The 17,913-nt window shown below is 73.3% G+C and carries 17 protein-coding genes; 11 read left to right on the plus strand and 6 right to left on the minus strand.

The window, feature by feature from the left end:
• The first annotated feature begins 123 nt into the window (after window positions 1–123).
• Complete coding sequence (locus tag ACZ501_RS09055; protein ID WP_267032692.1) at window positions 124–564, plus strand: MarR family winged helix-turn-helix transcriptional regulator; 441 nt, start codon at window positions 124–126, stop codon at window positions 562–564.
• 27 nt (window positions 565–591) lie between these two features.
• Here the strand turns inward: ACZ501_RS09055 and ACZ501_RS09060 are convergent, their stop codons facing one another.
• On the minus strand, window positions 592–1,365 hold the full coding sequence (locus ACZ501_RS09060; RefSeq protein WP_361605200.1) for a protein phosphatase 2C domain-containing protein: 774 nt from the start codon (window positions 1,363–1,365) through the stop codon (window positions 592–594).
• A gap of 378 nt (window positions 1,366–1,743) precedes the next feature.
• Between ACZ501_RS09060 and ACZ501_RS09065 the strand changes: the two genes are divergently transcribed.
• The 5 genes from ACZ501_RS09065 to ACZ501_RS09085 all read left to right on the plus strand — a co-directional run bounded on the left by ACZ501_RS09065 (window position 1,744) and on the right by ACZ501_RS09085 (window position 7,706).
• Window positions 1,744–4,842, plus strand: coding sequence for a sensor histidine kinase (locus tag ACZ501_RS09065; RefSeq protein WP_468793539.1), 3,099 nt, complete (start codon window positions 1,744–1,746; stop codon window positions 4,840–4,842).
• Entirely contained in the window at window positions 4,839–5,315 is a 477-nt protein-coding gene (locus ACZ501_RS09070) for a roadblock/LC7 domain-containing protein (RefSeq protein ID WP_361605206.1), read from the plus strand. Before ACZ501_RS09065 ends, ACZ501_RS09070 begins: the two co-directional genes overlap by 4 nt.
• Window positions 5,312–5,695 carry a DUF742 domain-containing protein gene (locus tag ACZ501_RS09075; protein ID WP_361605209.1) on the plus strand — a complete coding sequence of 128 codons (384 nt, stop codon included), beginning with the start codon at window positions 5,312–5,314 and terminating at the stop codon, window positions 5,693–5,695. The genes ACZ501_RS09070 and ACZ501_RS09075 overlap by 4 nt, the downstream gene beginning before the upstream one ends.
• Window positions 5,676–6,311 carry a GTP-binding protein gene (locus ACZ501_RS09080; RefSeq protein ID WP_361605212.1) on the plus strand — a complete coding sequence of 212 codons (636 nt, stop codon included), beginning with the start codon at window positions 5,676–5,678 and terminating at the stop codon, window positions 6,309–6,311. Before ACZ501_RS09075 ends, ACZ501_RS09080 begins: the two co-directional genes overlap by 20 nt.
• 123 nt (window positions 6,312–6,434) lie before the next feature.
• Window positions 6,435–7,706 (plus strand): styrene monooxygenase/indole monooxygenase family protein, encoded by a 1,272-nt coding sequence (locus tag ACZ501_RS09085; RefSeq protein ID WP_468793542.1) that lies wholly within the window; start codon window positions 6,435–6,437, stop codon window positions 7,704–7,706.
• Here ACZ501_RS09085 and ACZ501_RS09090 read toward each other — a convergent pair.
• From ACZ501_RS09090 to ACZ501_RS09105, 4 genes are all read right to left on the minus strand, one after another.
• Window positions 7,646–8,860 carry a C40 family peptidase gene (locus ACZ501_RS09090; RefSeq protein WP_468793545.1) on the minus strand — a complete coding sequence of 405 codons (1,215 nt, stop codon included), beginning with the start codon at window positions 8,858–8,860 and terminating at the stop codon, window positions 7,646–7,648. The genes ACZ501_RS09085 and ACZ501_RS09090 overlap by 61 nt on opposite strands.
• A 498-nt stretch (window positions 8,861–9,358) precedes the next feature.
• A complete protein-coding gene (locus ACZ501_RS09095) occupies window positions 9,359–9,955 on the minus strand; it encodes an NAD(P)H-dependent oxidoreductase (RefSeq protein ID WP_468793548.1) in 597 nt (198 codons plus the stop codon).
• A gap of 571 nt (window positions 9,956–10,526) precedes the next feature.
• Window positions 10,527–10,976, minus strand: coding sequence for a hypothetical protein (locus ACZ501_RS09100; protein ID WP_468793551.1), 450 nt, complete (start codon window positions 10,974–10,976; stop codon window positions 10,527–10,529).
• Window positions 10,976–11,365 carry a DUF6325 family protein gene (locus tag ACZ501_RS09105; protein WP_362465417.1) on the minus strand — a complete coding sequence of 130 codons (390 nt, stop codon included), beginning with the start codon at window positions 11,363–11,365 and terminating at the stop codon, window positions 10,976–10,978. Before ACZ501_RS09105 ends, ACZ501_RS09100 begins: the two co-directional genes overlap by 1 nt.
• Before the next feature lie 106 nt (window positions 11,366–11,471).
• Here ACZ501_RS09105 and ACZ501_RS09110 point away from each other — a divergent pair, with 106 nt between their 5' ends.
• Window positions 11,472–12,869 (plus strand): FtsW/RodA/SpoVE family cell cycle protein, encoded by a 1,398-nt coding sequence (locus ACZ501_RS09110; RefSeq protein WP_362465414.1) that lies wholly within the window; start codon window positions 11,472–11,474, stop codon window positions 12,867–12,869.
• Entirely contained in the window at window positions 12,866–14,326 is a 1,461-nt protein-coding gene (locus tag ACZ501_RS09115; protein ID WP_361605233.1) for a penicillin-binding transpeptidase domain-containing protein, read from the plus strand. The genes ACZ501_RS09110 and ACZ501_RS09115 overlap by 4 nt, the downstream gene beginning before the upstream one ends.
• Before the next feature lie 27 nt (window positions 14,327–14,353).
• On the opposite strand, the gene ACZ501_RS09120 is transcribed toward ACZ501_RS09115, so the two are convergent.
• Window positions 14,354–15,460, minus strand: a complete 1,107-nt coding sequence (locus tag ACZ501_RS09120) for a ferritin-like domain-containing protein (protein ID WP_361605236.1) — start codon at window positions 15,458–15,460, stop codon at window positions 14,354–14,356.
• Between the two features lie 168 nt (window positions 15,461–15,628).
• On the opposite strand from ACZ501_RS09120, the gene ACZ501_RS09125 reads away from it, so the two are divergent.
• The 3 genes from ACZ501_RS09125 to ACZ501_RS09135 are packed head-to-tail and all read left to right on the plus strand — an operon-like array spanning window position 15,629 to window position 17,574.
• Window positions 15,629–16,558: an AurF N-oxygenase family protein gene (locus tag ACZ501_RS09125; RefSeq protein ID WP_361605239.1), complete on the plus strand. Its 930-nt coding sequence runs from the start codon at window positions 15,629–15,631 to the stop codon at window positions 16,556–16,558.
• A gap of 22 nt (window positions 16,559–16,580) precedes the next feature.
• On the plus strand, window positions 16,581–17,294 hold the full coding sequence (locus tag ACZ501_RS09130) for a TetR/AcrR family transcriptional regulator (RefSeq protein ID WP_362465405.1): 714 nt from the start codon (window positions 16,581–16,583) through the stop codon (window positions 17,292–17,294).
• Between the two features lie 10 nt (window positions 17,295–17,304).
• Complete coding sequence (locus tag ACZ501_RS09135) at window positions 17,305–17,574, plus strand: hypothetical protein (RefSeq protein WP_361605245.1); 270 nt, start codon at window positions 17,305–17,307, stop codon at window positions 17,572–17,574.
• Window positions 17,575–17,913 lie beyond the last annotated feature (339 nt).

A 17,913-nucleotide genomic window follows, 5' to 3' on the forward strand; every position in this document is an offset into this window, starting at 1 on the left:
ACCGGTTCGCCGGCAGCCCGGGGCCCCTGTCGGCGGGGCCCCGGGCCTTCGGCGTGCGCGCTGCGAAATACTGGTCCCGAACAGGGGTGCCCCGGGGCGCCCCGCCACCGATGGGAGCGGCACGTGCACGGCAGTGAAGACCAGGAGTTCCTCGCCCTGGAGCGGGAGCTGTCCGTCTTCCTGCGGCGCGCCCGCGCCTCCTCCGGCGAGATGGCCCGCGCCCTGCACCCCGAGCTGGAGCCCGCCGCGTACGGGCTGCTGGTCCGGCTGGAGGCCGCCGGCCGCCAGCGGGCCACCGAGCTGGCCGCCTACTTCGGCGTCGGCAAGGCCACCATGAGCCGCCAGCTGCGCGCCCTGGAGGTCCTCGGCCTGGTGGCCCGCGAGCCGGACCCCGCCGACGGCCGCGCCTTCCTCGTCGGACTGACGGAGGAGGGCCGCACCCGCTTCCTGCGCGTACGGGGAGCCCGGCGCGAGCAGTACATGCGCAAGCTGGCCGACTGGGACCGGGGCGAGGTGGCCGAACTGGCCAGACTGCTCAACCAGCTGAACTCCGGCGAGGAGTAGCCGGGCCGACGGCCACCCGGACGCCGCTCAGAGCTCGGCGTACACCGCCGAGGCGTCGTCGTGCCGCTTGTACCGGCCCGGCCGGCGCAGCGGATCCGACTCGGCGGCCCGGACCCGCCCGATCAGCCCCTGCGCGCCCTCCTTGCGCAGCACGTCCAGGCAGGCCGCCCAGTCGCCCTCCCCGAACGTGTCCGTCCAGCGGCTCGCCCCGTCCGTCAGCGCGGCCACCGCCCGCACCTCGGAGCGCGGGGTGCGTCCGGTCACGGCCCGGGCCGCGACCGCCGGGTCGGCGGCCGCCGTGAAGAAGCCCCCGTCCGCGTTGCGCAGCGCGTCGGTCGCCGCCACCGAGCCGCGCACCTCGCCCGGCACCCGGTCCAGCCGGTCGTCGAGCACCGGGGTGACCGCGCCCCCGGGTCCGCGGAGCAGGAGCACGGAGTCGGAGAGCACGAGGTGCTCCACGTACGCCTCGTCCCACCGGACCATGACGACCGTCGCCTGCGGCGTGCGGACGTGAGAAAGGTCACAGGTCCCGCGGTGCGCGTCGGCGGTCTCCGCGATCGCCCGGGCCAGCACCCCCTCCAGGGGCATGTCCCGCCGCGATCCGGACAGTTCGGTCAATCGGCCGCCGAGCCGGGTGGAGAACCACGGCACTCCGTGCACGCATCCGTCGTCCCCGCGCGGCGGGGTGACCCCGTCCAGGACGACCACGACGCCGCCTCCCGACGCAGGTGCCGACGCCGACACCCAGTCTTCATTGGGGTGTTCCGGGTTGCCGGGTTCCGAGGCCAGGTCGATGCGCATGCGGGCATTCTGCCCGGCGGGGCCCCGGAAAGCCCGGAAGGTCCATACCAATACCGGTGGGGTGGGGCGGACCGCCGGACGCCCCCGCCCACCCGCTCCCCGCGAGATGTGGGCGGGCATACTGCCAAAGCCCGCCGCGTTCTTTCAACCACCCGTCCACGGCGGGCCCCTGACACGCGGTGCCCGAGTTGGTCGGCCACTCCTCCGTGATGTTCACTCCTTCGAGTGGCCGGGTGGGCGATGTGCGGCTCTCCTCCCAACACACTGCGAAGGTCTGAGGCGGTACGAGGGGGCAGGGGGCGTTTACTTGTTGACCGGCCGTTACCTCGGCCACACGAGTAGACGAGCACGAGCACACGTACAGGATTGCGAGCACCGGTGCAGAAGAAGCGGTCTCGGAAGAACGGCACCGCCAGCGCCGACGGACCCGCCAACGCAGGACGGCGCGTACGCGTCCGCAGCAGGCTGGTCATCGGAGTAGCAGTCGCCGGACTCACCGTCCTCGCGGCAGGCACCCCCGCCGTCGTTTCCGCCACGAGGGAACTGAACGACTCCCAGCGCCTGGTCACCCTCGCGGAACAGACCCGGCACGCCCTCACCCTCGCCCACCTCCTCGGCGACGAGCGCGACGCCGTCGTCGAGTACGCGGCCAAGGGCCGGCCGGGCAACGCCAAGGCCGCCGTCGACGAGCGCACCGCGCGCACCGACCGGCAGATCACCGAACTCCAGCCGGAGGCCGACGAGGAACTCGCCCGCGCGCTCGGCAAGGTCAAGGCCGTCCGCGCGGAAGCCGTCGACGGCAAGGGCAGCGCCCTCGCCGCCCACCAGGCCTACGCGGGACTCCTCACCGAACTCCTCGCGCCCGGCGACCGCCTCGCCGAGCTCACCCCGCCCCGCGCCGAGGCCGCCCTGGCCGTCACCCGGCCCATGGCCCCCCTGGGCCAGGCCGTGGACCAGGCCTCCGCCACCCGCGGACTGCTGCTCGCCGCCCTGGCCGTCCCCCGCGGTGAGCAGCCCCCGAACGCCGCCGTCGCCGACGAGCTCACCAGCGCCGCGCAGCGCTCCCGCGTCCGCGAACAGGCCGCCCTCGACGACTTCGCGCGCGCCGCCCGGCCCGCCGTACGCCAGACCCTCGCCGCCACCGTCACCGGCCCCGAGGTCAAGGCGGCCGACGACCACCTCAAGCGGCTCACCGAGCGGCCCACGCTGACCCCGGCCGACCGCAGGGCCACCGACGCGGGCGCCCTGGGCACCGCCCTCACCGCCCGCATCGACCGGATGCGCTCGGTGGAGTCCACCCTCGCCGGCGAGCGGGCCACCGCCTTCACCACCCTGCGCGACGACGACGTCACCCGGCTGGAACTGCTGGTCGCCGCACTCGGCGTCCTCTTCCTCTTCGTCATCGGCTTCTCCACCGCCGTCGCCCGCTCCCTCACCCGGCCGCTGTCGGTGCTGCGCCGCGGCGCGGAGCGGCTCGCCACCCCCGAGGGCTCGCAGGACCCGGTCCGCTTCACCGGCCGCAACGACGAGTTCGCCGAGGTCGTACGCCACCTCAACGCGGTACGGGACCAGACGGTCGCCCTGCACACCAGGGTCGCCGGGCTCGACGCCGACCGGCGCCGCCTCATCGGCCGCAACGAGGCCCTCTCCTCCGGCCGCGAGGCCCTGGAACAGGAGCTGGCACAGCTGCGCGCGGGGCTGGAGGAGCACCGCCGCATCATGTCCACGACCTCCGTCTCGCTCTCCCTGCGCACCCTCGGCCTCGTCGAGCGCCAGCTCGCCGTCATCGAGGAGCTGGAGTCCAGGGAAGGCGACCCCGACCGGCTCGCCACCCTCTTCAAGCTGGACCACCTGGCGACGGTCATGCGCCGCCACAACGAGAACCTGCTGGTCCTCGCCGGGCAGGAACACGGCCACGGCCAGAGCCTGCCCGTGCCCCTGGTCGACGTCATGCGGGCCGCCGTCAGCGAGATCGAGCGCTACGAGCGCGTCGACCTCGCCGCCATGCCCTCCTACACCCAGGTCGCCGGACACGCCGCCGACGACATCTCGCACGTCCTCGCGGAACTCCTCGAGAACGCCACGACCTTCTCCCCGCCCGACGCCAAGGTGAAGGTGTCCGGCCGGCTGAGCGACTCCGGCGACGTCGTCCTGTCCGTCATGGACGAGGGCATCGGCGTCACCGAGGACCGGCTCGCCTCCCTGAACACCCGCCTGTCCACCCCCGACGCCTACGACGAGGAACCCGAGGCCGAACACGGCCTGGGACTCGGCCTCTACGTCGCCGGGCGGCTCGCCGCACGCCACGGGGTGAGCGCCGAGCTGCGCGCCGGCCGGCACGGCGGCCTGGAGGCCCTGGTCGTCATCCCCGGGGCGCTGCTGCCGGACGGCCCGCCGGCCTCGCCGGTCCACACCCTGGCCACGCCGGGCGCCACCGCGATCCAGCTGCCCGGAGTGATCGCCGAGGCCAACGAGAACACCCTCCCGCCGCGGCTGCGGACGCCCGTGGCCGAGCAGGACGCGCAGGCGCAGCCGGCTGCCGCGGCCGAACCGGCCGCCGCGGAGGCCGAGCCGGCCAAGGTGGTCACGCTCGCCGAGGCCTTCGACGCCGAGCCGGACGAGGCGGCCGCGGGCGGGGCGCAGGGCGCCGAGGCGCCCGAGGCGCACGGCTCCGGGTCCGCCGGCTCCTCCGTGCCTTCCGGCGCGGACGACTCCGCGGACGACTCCGACTCCTTCGAGTCCGAGGCGTACGAGTCCTTCGACGCCGGCTCCCTGGTGGCGGAGGCCTTCGGAGCCGCGCCCGCCGCGGCCCCGCCGGAGTCCGAGGACGCCGACGCGGAGCCCGCCAAGGTGGTCACCCTGGCCGAGGCCTTCGACGACGCGCAGCCGCCCCCGGCCGACCAGGTCTTCACCGCCGCCTCCGAGGAGGCCCCCGCAGCCGGGGCGACGCCGGCCGGGGCCGGTCCCGAGGAGGAGCTCCTCGCCCGGGTCGTGGCCGAAGCCGACGCGGAGGCCTTCACGGCGGCCGACCCCGCCCCGGGAGACGCCGCCGGCGAACACGACACCGCAGCCGGTGCACCCGTACACCACGAAGGACACCCGGACGCGGCACTCGACGCCGACCAGTCCGGCCACCGGCGGGCCGCCGACGCGGGGGACGGCTTCGTCCCCCGCCAGGGCAGCCACCCCGAGCCCATGGCCGAGCCCGCCACCGGAACCGTCACCGCCAAGGGCCTCCCCAAGCGGACCCCGCGCTCCGTGGCGGCCCCCGGCATCGCAAGCCCCACCGCGGCCCGCCCCGAGCCGCGCAAGGTCGACGCCGAGGAACTGCGCCGCCGCCTCGGCGGGTTCTACCAGGGCGCCCAGGACGGGCGCCGGGTCGTCGCGGCGGAACTCGCCCAGGACCACCAGGACCCGCAGGGCCGGGGGCAGGGGCACACCGACCAGGGGGACACCGCACAGGAGGCACGCACATGACCGCGCCCAGTACGTACGGACTGAGCACCCAGGCCCGCAACCTGCAGTGGCTGCTGACCGACCTGGTCGAGGAGGTGCCCGGGGTCAACTCCGTGGCCGTCGTGTCCTCGGACGGGCTGCTGCTGCTGTCCTCCGAGCCGGCCGCGGAATCCGCGCGGGAACACCGGCCCCGGGGCCCCCGCGGCGCCTCGGCCGACCTCGCCACCATCGTGTCCGGCCTCGGCAGCCTCACCACCGGTGCGGCCGCCCTCATGGAGTTCGGCACCGTCAAGCAGACGATGGTGGCCATGGAGAACGGCTCCGTCTTCGTCATGTCCATCAGCGACGGCTCCCTGCTCGGCGTGCACGCCACGCCCGACTGCGACATGAGCGTCGTCGCCTACCACATGGCCCTGTTCGTCGGCCGCGCCGGCCACGTCCTGACCCCCGAAGTCCGCAGTGAGCTGCGCCAGTCGATGGAGAAAACCCCGTGAGGAGTACGGCCTCCGACCGGCTGCCGATACGCGGCGCCGACCGCCGCCCCGCCCGCGTCCGCCCGTACTCCCTCACGGGCGGCCGCACCCGCTTCCCGCAGGTCCTGCTGGTGGAGACGTTCGTCGCCACCCTCGACAGCGGCCCGGCCAAGACGCCCGACCGCATGCCCGAGATGCGCGCCATAGTCGAGGTGTGCCGCCGGATGCGCACCATCGCCGAGATATCCGCACTGCTGAAGCTGCCGCTCGGCGTGGTCCGGGTCCTCGTCAGCGACCTCGCCGACCAGGGCCGGATCCGCGTCTACGGCACGGGCCACGGCACCGGCCGGCCCGACCGCGCGCTGCTGGAAAGGGTGCTCAGTGGCCTCCGCCGTCTCTGACTACGACGCCGACGTCGCCGGGATCGTGGACGACGAGCCCGTCCAGCCCTGGCAGTACGACCGCTCGCGCGCGCCCGTCGCCGTGAAGGTGCTGGTCGCCGGGGGCTTCGGCGTCGGCAAGACCACCTTCGTGTCCTCCCTCTCCGAGATCGCCCCGCTGCGCACCGAAGCGGTGATGACCCAGGCCAGCGTCCCCACCGACGACCTGACCGGGACCCCGGACAAGAACACGACCACCGTCGCCATGGACTTCGGCCGCATCACCCTCGACGACGACCTCGTGCTCTACGTGTACGGGACCCCCGGCCAGGAGCGGTTCTGGTTCATGTGGGACGACCTCGTGCGCGGTGCCATCGGCGGTCTCGTCCTGGCCGACACGCGCCGGCTGCGCGACTGCTTCCCCGCGCTCGACTACTTCGAGAGCTGCGGGCTCCCCTACGCGGTCGCCGTCAACCACTTCGAGGGCTCGCGCTCCTACGACGCGGAGGACGTGCGGGAGGCGCTCACGATCCCGCCGCACGTCCCCGTCGTGATCATGGACGCACGGCGCCGGGCCACGGTCGTGGAATCCCTGCTGACCCTGGTGGGCCACGCCCTGGACGCCACGCCCGCCTAGGCCCGCCCGCGAAGGCACGCCCGCACGGGTGCGCCCTCCGCACGCACGCACGGCGCCCCCGCACGGGCCCCGCGCGCGGCCTCCGCACGTCCCGAAGAACCCTCCCCGAATCGAGAACGTGAGATGCGCAAGATACTCGTCGTCGGGGCCGGCCAGTCCGGTCTCCAGCTCGCCCTCGGCCTCCAGGCGAAGGGGTACGAGATCACCCTCATGTCCAACCGGACCGCGGACGAGATCCGCACCGGACGGGTCATGTCCACGCAGTGCATGTTCGACACGGCGCTCCGGCACGAGCGGGACCTCCAGCTGGACTTCTGGGAGCAGCAGGCTCCCAAGATCCAGGGCCTGGGCGTCTCCGTGGCCGCACCCGACGGCTCCCGCGCCGTCGACTGGCTCGGCCGCCTCAAGGCGTACGCGCAGTCCGTGGACCAGCGGGTGAAGATGGCGGGCTGGCTCGACACCTTCACCCAGCGCGGCGGCCAGCTGGTCATCCACGGCGCGTCCGTCGCCGACCTCGACTTCTTCGCCCGTACGTACGACCTCGTGCTCGTCGCCGCCGGCAAGGGCGAACTGGTGTCGATGTTCGAGCGGGACGCGGCACGCTCCCCGTACGACGCCCCGCAGCGCGCGCTGGCCGTCTCGTACGTGCACGGGCTCGGGCCGCGCCCCGAGCACCCGCAGACCGAGGCCGTGCGCTGCAACCTGGTCCCGGGCGTCGGCGAGCTGTTCGTCATGCCGACCCTGACGACGTCCGGGCGCGCCGACATCCTGTTCTGGGAGGGCCTGCCGGGCGGCCCGCTGGACGTCTTCAAGGGCGTCAACGACCCCGGCGAGCACCTGGCGCTGACCCTGTCGCTCATGGAGGAGTACACGCCCTGGGAGTACGCGCGGGCGACGAAGGTCGAGCTCACGGACGCGGGCGGCACCCTCGCCGGCCGCTACGCACCGGTGGTCCGCAACCCGATCGGCCGCCTGCCCGGCGGCGGCCTGGTCCTGGGCGTCGCGGACGTGGTCGTCGCGAACGACCCGATCACCGGGCAGGGCTCCAACTCCGCGGCCAAGTGCGCGGCCTCGTACCTCTCCTCGATCCTCATGCACGGGGACAAGCCGTTCGACGAGGCGTGGATGAAGGCCACCTTCGACAAGTACTGGTTCACCACCGGCAAGCCGGTGACCCAGTGGACGAACGCCATGCTGGGCGTCCCGCCGGAGCACGTGCTGAACCTGATCGGCGCGGCCGGGCAGCTCCAGCCCGTGGCGGACCGGTTCGCCAACGGCTTCGACAACCCGGCCGACTTCGACGCGTACTTCTACGACCCCGAGGACACCGCCGACTACCTGGCGGAGGTGTCGTCGGCCGTGGGTGCCCCGTCCGGCGCATCCTCCGACGAGTAGCCCGTGTCGTCCCCCGCCGCCGCGGCCTCGGGCAGCGGCGGCGGGGTGAACTCCGCGAGCGGTTTCGCGTCCGGATCCGGGCGGACCGCCCCGAGGAGCGGGTTCGCCGCGATCGGCGAGACCTTCACGGTGGCCCCCGGGCGGGGCGCCTGGATCACCTTGCCGTCCCCGAGGTACAGGGCCACGTGGGTGGCCTTCGGGAAGTAGACCACCAGATCGCCCGGGCGCAACTGGTCCAGCGGTACCCGGGTCAGCTGCGCCCACTGCTCCTGGCTGGTCCGCGGGATGGACCGCCCGGCGTGCTCCCAGGCCCGCGAGGTCAGCCCCGAGCAGTCGAAGGAGCCCGGGCCCTCCGCGCCCCACACGTACGGCTTGCCGATCTGCGCCGCCGCGTACCGCAGGGCGGCCCCGCCGGCGGCGGTGGGCGTACCCGTACGGGCGGGCAGCCGCCCGGAGTCCACCAGGGTGCGCTGCGCCCCCGCGGTCACGGCCGCCTCGCGGGCCCCGAGCCCGGCCAGCTCCTCGGGGGTGAGCGCCGCCAGCAGCCGCTCCACCTCCTTGAGCCGGCCCGTGACCTCCCGCTGGGCCCGCCGCTGCTCCGCGGCGAGGGCCGCCTGGTCGTCCAGGGCCTTGCGGGCCGCACCGGCCAGCGCCCCCGCCTGCGCCCGGCTCCGCTCCAGCCGCGCCACGACCGCGGCCCGCCGGGCACCCTCGCGGGCGGCCAGCCGGCGCTGGTCGACGGCCTGCTGGGGGTCGCCGGAGAGCAGCAACCGCAGGTACGGGGAGAGGGAGCCGCCGCGGGCCCCCTGGTACTGCTCCCGGGCGAGCCGCCCGGCGGTGGCCCGCTCGGAGTCGAGCGCGGAGCGCGCCTTGCCGAGCCGGGCGGCGAGCCGCTGCTCCTCGTCCTGCCGCGCCTTGAGGGCGACCTCGGCGGCGTTGTAGGCCTCGGTGGCTTCCTCGGCCCCCTGGTAGAGGCGCTGCAAACGGGTGAGCAGATCCCCGAGTTGGGGGGCGGACGCGGTGCGGGGGACTTCGGCGGCGGGGCCGGCGGCGGGGCCGGTGCGGGGGGCGGGGTCGGCCTGGGCGGTGGGCGGGGAGCCCGCGGCGACGAAGACGGCGGCCAGACAGGCGATCCGCAGCAGTCGTTTTGTCATGTAATCACCTCCGCCGCCCGATGCTGCCACGCCCACCCACCCGGACCTTCGACCGACCGTGGTGGGTCGGGGGAGGTCACCTGGTTGGGGGGTGGGGGAGTGGGGCGGGGGCGGAGCGGTATCCCCCTGGGCCGCCTCAGAGAGGGTTTGGGGGGTTCCCGTCAGTCCCATCGTCGTTCCGTGACGTGCCGGCCCGTCAAGGGCGCTCGCTGCGCTCGCGTCGCTTCGCGATGGCCTTCGGCCACCCTTGACAGGCCGCCCCGCCCCGGAAAGCCGAAAGACTGCCGGGAACCCCCCAAAAGAACGGTCACTGGGGAGAGGTCCCAGGAGCGGGCCCGTCAGGGACGAGGCGAGGGGCCGGGCCATGCCCGCACCGCACGACGACCAGAGCAGCGACGGCAGCGCATGGGCGCGTCAGATCGCTACGCGCTTCTCCTTGTTCGGCGTCCGGCGGCCGTCTGGGGCTGGTACCCGTTCCCCATGGCGGTCCGAGCAGCGTCAGGCGGAGGTCAAGAGGGCGGCTGCCTGTCGGCGGGCTTCGGTGAGCCAGGCGGTGCGCTCCTCGTCGGATGAGTCGGTGACGGTCCGAAAGACGACGCGGCGGACGTCCGTGGCCCCCACGTACGGCAGGACGCATGCCGACCAGATGTTGTGCAGGGGATCGCCGAACTCGCTCTCTTCCCGGTCCGCCGGGGTGTCGGAGGTGTTCAGCACGAGGGCCTTGCCCGCTTTCAGGAGACCGGCGGGTTCGCCGTCCGCGGTGTCGAGCTTGTAGGCGACGCCGGGCGCGAGGACCCTTTGCACCCAGCCCGTGAGGACGGCGGGCGGCATGCCCCACCAGTTCGGGTGGACGAACACCAGGGCATCCAGTCCGGCCACCTCGGCCCGGTGCCGGGCCAGCTGACCGTCCTTGGCATCGGCCGACTCGACCGTCCCCGTCTCCCCGTCGGACAGGCATGGGTCGAAACCCTCAGCACAGAGGTCGTGCGCCACGACCTCGGCCCCACGACCGCTCAGCTCCTCCACCACGGCCTCGAACAGCGCATGGTTGAAGCTCCCCGGCCTCGGATGAGCGAGATACACCCCTACACGCATGCTTCCCCCCGGTTGTCCGTCTGCGGCCATCCTAGATCCGAGCCGTATTCGGTGGTCCACGCATGTCTGCCCGTAGGCGAACCGACCGCCGGTCGCCGCACCATGAGGAGTGGGCAGCGATCTGTCGCGCCTGGCGGCCCGGATCGAGCTCCTGATCAACGTCAGGTGCAGGTATCAGCCCCCGACGGCCGCCAGTCGCTGAGACGGGAGGAGCGCGTAGCGATCTGGTGCGTCTGGGTGCTTGCCGGGCTGCTCTGATCGCTGTTTGGTGCGGGTTGGGCCGGGCTCCAGTCCTGGGCATGGGAAAACGGGCCCGGATGCCCGGGGGCATGAGCCCTGACCCCTCGCCTCGTCCCTGAGAGACCCGCTCCTCGGGCGTGTCCCTGGTGACCGTTCTTCCGGGGGCTTCCCGGCAGTCTTTCGGCTTTCCGGGGCGGGTCGGTCGGTCAAGGGTGGCCGAAGGCCATCGCGAAGCGACGCGACCGAAGGGAGCGCCCTTGAGGGACCGGCCCGACACGGAATGACGATGGGACTGACGGGAAACCCCCACACCCTCCCTGATCCGGCCCCGCTAGGACTCCGCCCCCGGTCCCCCGCTTCCCAGCAGCAGGGCCTTCGCCCGCGTGAACTCGTCCCGCGTCAGGAGGCCCTCCCGGGTCAGGTCGGCCAGTTGGGTCAGCTCCGCCACCAGGCCGCCGGGCGGGGGTGGTGTGCCGGGCGGGGTTCCCGCCGGCGCGGGCTCCTCCCCGCCGGTGGCCGCCGGACCCGGCTCCTCCCCACCCCAGGCGTCCGGACCACGCTCCTCCCCGACCCCCTCCTCCCCGACCCCCTCCTCCCCGACTCCCTCCCCGAACTCGTCCCCGTACTCGTCCCCGAACCCCTCCACCACCGCCTCGCCGCTGTCCTCCGCCTGGGCCCACTCCGCCGCGCCCGCCGCCCGCCTGAGCAGGCCCCGCAGGAGGGGGCGCCCCGAGGGGCGGTTCGCCGCCCTGACCGTCACGCCCACCGGCCGGATGAACATCACGCCACCCCCACCCGCTCCGCCGGGATCCGGACCGAGCCGACGATGCGCCCGCCCGCCGCCCGTACGGAGACCGCCGCGTCCTGCGCCCAGACGTGTTCGACCACCAGCAGCAGCGCGCAGCTGCCCCGGTCCAGCAGCTCCGCCGCCTCGTGCACGTCCTCCGGGCCGATCAGCCGCGCCACGTCGCGGCCGGCCAGGATGCCCCGTAGCTCCACGAACTCGTCGAACTCCGCCGCCAGTACTTCCCCCGACGCCGTCTTCGTCGTGACGAGCCCGTCGATCAGCCGGACCACCCCCGTCTTCCGCAGCCCCATCACGGCCTCGACCGCCGGGACCCGCAGCTGTTCCTCCGGGAAGGCGAGGACGATGAATTCCACAGGTCCCATGCGCCGGGGCTCCTCACTCCTGTCGCTCCTGACCGTTTCTGACGACTCTTCGGCACCCTATGACATAAGCGGACATACCAGCCGCGACCTTGCTACGTTTCCCCGTATGACCGCTCTGACGGCGAAGGTGACGGAGCCCGCTCCGCCGCCGCCCCCCGACTCCGGCGCGCCCCGGCGCCGCGGCATCGAGCTGACCCTGCTCGCAGGCGCGGTCCTGATCTCCGTACTGGGCCACCTCTACGTCGACCTCGCCGCGAACGCCCCCACCGCCACCCCGACGCGCGCCGCCACCCCCCTCCCCGCCACCACCTACGCCGCCGGCCTCGGCGGGGCCGCGCTGCTCGCGCACCTCGCCGTCCGGCTCAGGGCCCCGTACGCCGATCCGCTCCTGCTGCCGATCGCCGTCCTGCTCAACGGGCTCGGCCTGGTCCTCATCCAGCGCCTCGATCTCGCCACCCCGGGCGAGCCCGGGGCGGGGGACCAGCTGCGGTGGTCGGCCCTCGGCGTGGTGCTCTTCGTCCTCGTCCTCACCCTCCTGCGCGACCACCGGGTGCTCCAGCGGTACGCCTACCTGGCCGTCACCACGGCCCTCGCGCTGATGCTCGTCCCCGTCTTCTTCCCGGCCGTCAACGGCGCCCACATCTGGATCCGCTTCGCCGGGCTCTCCTTCCAGCCGGGGGAGTTCGCCAAGATCCTGCTCGCGCTCTTCTTCGCCGCCTACCTCGCCGCGAACCGCACCGCCCTCGCCCTCACCGGCCGCCGGCTGTTCTGGAAGCTGCGCCTCCTGCCCGGCCGGGTACTCGGGCCGATCCTGGCCATCTGGCTGCTCAGCGTCGGTGTCCTCGTCCTGGAGCGGGACCTCGGGACCTCGCTGCTCTTCTTCGGGCTCTTCGTCATCATGCTGTTCACCGCCACCGGGCGGATCGGCTGGATCGCCATCGGGCTGGTGCTCGCCGCCCTCGGCGCGTACGCCGTCGGGACCTTCGAGCCGCACGTCCACAGCCGCGTGGACGACTGGCTGAATCCTTTCGCCTCCATCGAGCGCGGCGACGGACCCGGCCAGCTCGCCCAGTCCCTCTTCGCCTTCGCCGCCGGCGGCCTGCTCGGCGCCGGCCTCGGGCACGGCCATTCCTTCCTCATCGGCTTCGCCGCCAAGTCGGACTTCGTGCTCGCCACCGCCGGCGAGGAGCTCGGCCTCGTCGGCCTCACCGCGATCCTGCTGCTCTACGGGCTCCTCGTCTCCCGGGGCTTCCGCGCCGGACTCGCGCTGCGCGACCCCTTCGGGCGGCTGCTCGCCACCGGGCTCGCCTCGATCGTCGCCCTCCAGGTCTTCGTCATCGCGGGCGGCGTCACCGGCCTGATCCCGCTCACCGGCATGGCCATGCCCTTCCTCGCGCAGGGCGGCTCCTCCGTGGTCACCAACTGGATCATCGTCGCCCTGCTGGTGCGGCTCAGCGACAGTGCCCGCAGACCCCGACCGGAAGCGGGGGAGTTCGCCACGTGATCCGCTACATCCGCTGGTGCGCGTACTTCTGCGCGCTGCTGCTCGCCGCCCTGCTGGCCAACGTGGCCCGGGTGCAGGTCTGGGAGTCGGCCGCCTACGGGGCGAACCCGGCCAACAAGCGCCCCGCCATCGAGCGCTACGCCGAACCGCGCGGGGACGTCCTGGTCGACGGCAGGCCCGTCACCGGCTCGCGCGACAGCGGCCAGCTGTTGCGCTACGAGCGGACCTACACCGACGGCCCGCTCTACGCGCCCGTCACCGGCTTCTCCTCCCAGACGTACGGGACGAGCTTCGTGGAGCGCGCCGAGGACGCGGTCCTCGCCGGCACCGACCCGGGGCTCTCCGCGTTCCCGCTCTGGTACGACCTCTCGCGCGGCCGCCCCGGCGGCGGCAACGCCGTGACCACCGTGCGCGCCGCCGTCCAGCAGGCCGCGTACCGGGGGCTCGGCGGCAAGCGGGGCGCGGTCGCCGCCCTGGAGCCGGCCACGGGCAGGATCCTGGCCCTGGTCAGCAGCCCCTCGTACGACCCGGGCCTGCTCTCCGGGACCGGTGCGAAGGTCAAGGCGGCCTGGGAGCGGCTGAACGCGGACCCCGCCAAGCCGATGCTCAACCGGGCGCTGCGCGAGACCTATCCGCCCGGCTCCACCTTCAAGATCGTGACGGCGGCGGCCGCCCTCGACGCGGGGGTGGTCACCGACGTGGACGCGCCCACCCGCACGCCCGACCCGTACCCGCTGCCCGGCACCAGCACCCTGCTGCCGAACGCGGCGACCGGCTGCGAGGACGCCTCGATGGCGGAGGCGGTGCAGTGGTCCTGCAACACGGTGATGGCGAGGATCGGCGTGCGGGTCGGGCTGCGGGCGATGGTGGAGGCGGCCACCCGGTTCGGGTTCAACGACGAGGGGCTGCGGGTGCCGTCGTGGGTGTCGCGGTCGGACTTCGACACCGACATGAGCCCGGACCAGCTGGCGCTCTCCTCGATCGGGCAGTTCAACACCAAGGCCACGCCGCTGCAGATGGCGATGGTGGCGGCGGCCGTGGCCAACGGAGGCGAGCTGAAGGCCCCCTACCTGGTGGAGCGCACGACCCAGGACGACGGTTCCCCGGTGCGGCAGACCAGCCGGCGGACCCTGGGCCGGGCGATGAGCCCCGCCACGGCGCTGCGCATGCAGGAGCTGATGGTGAAGGTGGTGGAGGACGGTACGGGCCGCAACGCGGCGATCCCCGGGGCGCGGGTCGGCGGCAAGACCGGTACCGCGCAGCACGGCGTCGGCAACGCCGGCACCCCGTACGCCTGGTTCATCGCCTGGGCCCGCGCGCAGGACGCGCCGGAGCCGGCGGTGGCGGTCGCCGTGGTGGTCGAGGACGCGGCGGCGGTGCGCGGGGACATCAGCGGCAACGGCGCCGCGGCCCCGATCGCGCGGGCGGTGATGCAGGCGGCCCTGGCGGGGCGCTGACCTCGCGCGTGCGGCCCCTGACGGCCCTTAGCCCTGCGCGCCCTCCTGGACGGCGGCCTCCACCTCCGCCGCCCGGTCCCGCTCCTCGGCCGCGAAGCGCTCGCGGTCGAGGGCCTCGGCGATCTCCTCGTCCCGGGTCATCAGCAGGTCGAGGTTGGAGTCGCCCATCTCGAAGACCCCCATCTCCAGGTACGCCTTCTGCAGCCGGTCGCCCCAGAGCCCGATGTCCTTGACGCACGGCACGATCCGGCTGAACAGCAGCTTGCGGAACAGGTGCAGGAACTCCGACTGCTCGGTGTACTCCTCCGCCTCCCGCTTCGGGACGCCGAAGTTCTCCAGCACCTCCACTCCGCGCAGCCGGTCGCGCATCAGGTGGCAGCCCTCGATCACGAACTCCTCGCGCTCGCGCAGTTCGGCGTCCGTCAGCTGCTTGTAGTAGTCGCGCAGGGCCATCCGCCCGAAGGCCACGTGGCGGGCCTCGTCCTGCATCACGTACGCGAGGATCTGCTGCGGCAGCGGCTTGTCGGTGGTGTCGCGGATCATCCCGAAGGCGGCCAGCGCCAGCCCCTCGATGAGCACCTGCATGCCGAGGTAGGGCATGTCCCAGCGGGAGTCGCGCAGGGTGTCGCCCAGCAGCCCCTGGAGGCTGTCGTTGATCGGGTAGAGCATCCCGACCTTCTCGTGCAGGAAGCGCCCGAAGATCTCGGCGTGCCGTGCCTCGTCCATGGTCTGGGTGGCGGAGTAGAACTTCGCGTCGAGGTCGGGCACGGATTCCACGATGCGCGCCGCGCACACCATCGCGCCCTGTTCGCCGTGCAGGAACTGGCTGAAGTTCCAGGCGCTGTAGTGCCGGCGCAGCTCGCCCTTGTCCCGTTCGCTCATCCTGGCCCAGTGCCGGGTGCCGTGGAGCGTCAGCATCTCGTCGGGGGTGCCGAGCGGGTCGTACGGGTCCACCTCGATGTCCCAGTCGATGCGCTTGGCGCCGTCCCACTGCTTGTCCTTGCCCTTCTGGTACAGCGCGAGGAGGCGGTCGCGGCCGCCGTCGTACTCCCAGCTGAAGCGGGCCGCGCCGGCGGCGGGGACCGGCCAGACGCCCTCGTCCGGGGCATGGGTGTAGAGCTCGTGCGTCGACACTGACGCCTCCTCGTCTCACGTACTGCCGTGCGGGAGCGGTTAGTTGGCAGCGTCACACGTTGGTAGACACGGGGTCAACAAGTCGTGCCCGGGGGATTGACGGCCTTGCTGACAGGCAGTCTTATAAGAGGTGACCGCAGGTGACCCGATCGCGAGGTGCCCGAAGCCATGACGACCGTGACGGAACGAGCCGCGCTGAGGGACGCCCTCGGCCTCCTCAAGGACCGCGAGCAGATCGCCCAGCGACTCCTCGAATCCTCCGCCAAGCACTCCTTCGACCCGGACCGGGAACTCGACTGGGACGCCCCGCCGATCGACGGGAAGTACTACTGGCCGCCCGAGCTGCTCTCCCTCTACGACACCCCGATGTGGAAGAAGATGGGCGAGGAGCAGCGCATCGACCTGTCCCGCCACGAGGCGGCGTCCCTGGCCTCCCTGGGCATCTGGTTCGAGATCATCCTCATGCAGCTCCTGGTCCGGCACATCTACGACAAGCCGCTGACCAGCAACCACGTCCGGTACGCGCTCACCGAGATCGCCGACGAGTGCCGCCACTCGATGATGTTCGCCCGCATGATCCAGAAGGCGGGCGCCCCCGGCTACCCCGTCTCCCGGCTCAACCACAACCTCGCCCGCATCCTCAAGACGGTCTCCACCACCCCCGGTTCCTTCGCCTGCACCCTCCTCGGCGAGGAGATCCTCGACTGGATGCAGCGCCTGACCTTCCCGGACGAGCGCATCCAGCCCCTGGTCCGCGGCGTCACCAGGATCCACGTCGTCGAGGAGGCCCGGCACGTCCGGTACGCCCGCGAGGAACTGCGCCGCCAGATGCTGACGGCCCCCCGCTGGGAGCGCGAACTCACCCGGATCAGCTGCGGCGAGGCCGCCCGCGTCTTCTCCGTCGCCTTCGTCAACCCCACCGTGTACGAGAACGTCGGCCTCGACCGGCGCGAAGCCGTCGCCCAGGTCAAGGCGAGCGGCCACCGGCGCGAGGTGATGCAGAGCGGCGCGAAGCGGCTCACCGACTTCCTCGACGACATCGGCGTCCTGAGCGGAGTCGGCCGCAGGCTCTGGCGCAGCTCCGGCCTCCTCGCGTAGGCGGGTCGTCTAGTCTGCGGGCATGACCGTACGGGCCTACCGCAGACTGAGCGTCGAGGAGCGGCGAGCCCAGCTCCTCGACGCCGCGCTGTCGCTGTTCGCGCACCGTGCCCCGGAGGAGATCTCCCTCGACGACGTCGCGGAGGCCGCGGGCGTCTCGCGCCCGCTGGTCTACCGCTACTTCCCGGGCGGCAAGCAGCAGCTGTACGAAGCCGCCCTGCGCTCGGCGGCGGACGTCCTCGAACTCTGCTTCGCCGAACCCCAGGCCGGCCCGCTGACCCAGCGGCTGTCCCGGGTCCTGGACCGGTACCTGGCGTTCGTCGACGAACACGACGCCGGCTTCGCCGCCCTCCTGCAGGGCGGCAGCGTCGTGGAGACCTCCCGCACCACCGCCACGGTGGACGGCATCCGCCGCGCGGCCGCCGAACAGATCCTCCTCCACCTGGACGTCCCGTCCCCGGGCCCGCGGCTGCGGATGATGGTCCGCACCTGGATCACGGCGGTGGAGGCGGCCTCGCTGATCTGGATCGACGAGGGCAAGCAGCCGGAGGCCGCCACCCTGCGGGGCTGGCTGGTGGACCAGTTCATCGCCCTCCTGACGGCCACGGCGGCCACCGACCCCGAAACGGCCGGCGCCGCGCGCGCGGCCCTCGCCCTGGAGCCGGCGGACGGCCCGGTCGGCGTCCTCGCGCGGCGCGTGATCCCCGTGGTCTCCGAGGCGGCCCACCTGCTGTGACACTGGTGGGGTGAGAAGCGAACCGACCCCCTTCGAGGGCGGACCCATGGACGGCCGGATCCTCCCGATCCTCGTCGGCCCGACGGGGCACCCGCCGAAGTGGTACGAGATCCCGGTCCCGGCGCCGGACGGCGGGCCGCCGACGGTACTGCTGTACGAGCGGGTGCCGTCGGGGTACACGAAGCGGCTGGGACTCCAGAAGGGGTGGAAGTACACCTTCTCCCCGACGGGCGAGAAGCCCCGCCCCAACTGGCCCTGGCCCAAACGCCGCCGCACGTAACCCCCTCACGGCCCCGTTCCCCGGGCGCTGCCCGGCCCCGCGCCTCAAACACAGGCGGGGCTGGGGGTACCGCTAGGAGGAAGGTGGCTGCGCACGGAGGGGGCGGGGGCGGGGTGGGGTGTCGTCCGGGACTAAAACGAGATGAATTCGGCGCGAGGCACCGCACACCAACCGGACCCGGAACAGGCGCCGAACATCGAAGCCCGTCCCGGACGACACCCCACCCCGCCCCCGACCCCGGCCCACGACACCCCGCCACCCACCCCCCGCCCGGCCAGGGCACCGGCTCCCGCCAGGACACCGGCACCCGGACCGCCCCCGCGGCCCACCGCATCCCCC

Source organism: Streptomyces sp. NPDC034085 (assembly GCF_055575555.1).

Bases quoted from the DNA above. Each gene is read 5' to 3' on its own strand.
- ACZ501_RS09070 (WP_361605206.1), top strand. From the start codon at position 4,839: ATGACCGCGCCCAGTACGTACGGACTGAGCACCCAGGCCCGCAACCTG.
- ACZ501_RS09110 (WP_362465414.1), top strand. From the start codon at position 11,472: ATGACCGCTCTGACGGCGAAGGTGACGGAGCCCGCTCCGCCGCCGCCC.
- ACZ501_RS09125 (WP_361605239.1), top strand. From the start codon at position 15,629: ATGACGACCGTGACGGAACGAGCCGCGCTGAGGGACGCCCTCGGCCTC.
- ACZ501_RS09090 (WP_468793545.1), bottom strand. From the start codon at position 8,860: ATGACAAAACGACTGCTGCGGATCGCCTGTCTGGCCGCCGTCTTCGTC.
- ACZ501_RS09060 (WP_361605200.1), bottom strand. From the start codon at position 1,365: ATGCGCATCGACCTGGCCTCGGAACCCGGCAACCCGGAACACCCCAAT.
- ACZ501_RS09085 (WP_468793542.1), top strand. From the start codon at position 6,435: ATGCGCAAGATACTCGTCGTCGGGGCCGGCCAGTCCGGTCTCCAGCTC.
- ACZ501_RS09105 (WP_362465417.1), bottom strand. From the start codon at position 11,365: ATGGGACCTGTGGAATTCATCGTCCTCGCCTTCCCGGAGGAACAGCTG.
- ACZ501_RS09130 (WP_362465405.1), top strand. From the start codon at position 16,581: ATGACCGTACGGGCCTACCGCAGACTGAGCGTCGAGGAGCGGCGAGCC.
- ACZ501_RS09095 (WP_468793548.1), bottom strand. From the start codon at position 9,955: ATGCGTGTAGGGGTGTATCTCGCTCATCCGAGGCCGGGGAGCTTCAAC.
- ACZ501_RS09100 (WP_468793551.1), bottom strand. From the start codon at position 10,976: ATGTTCATCCGGCCGGTGGGCGTGACGGTCAGGGCGGCGAACCGCCCC.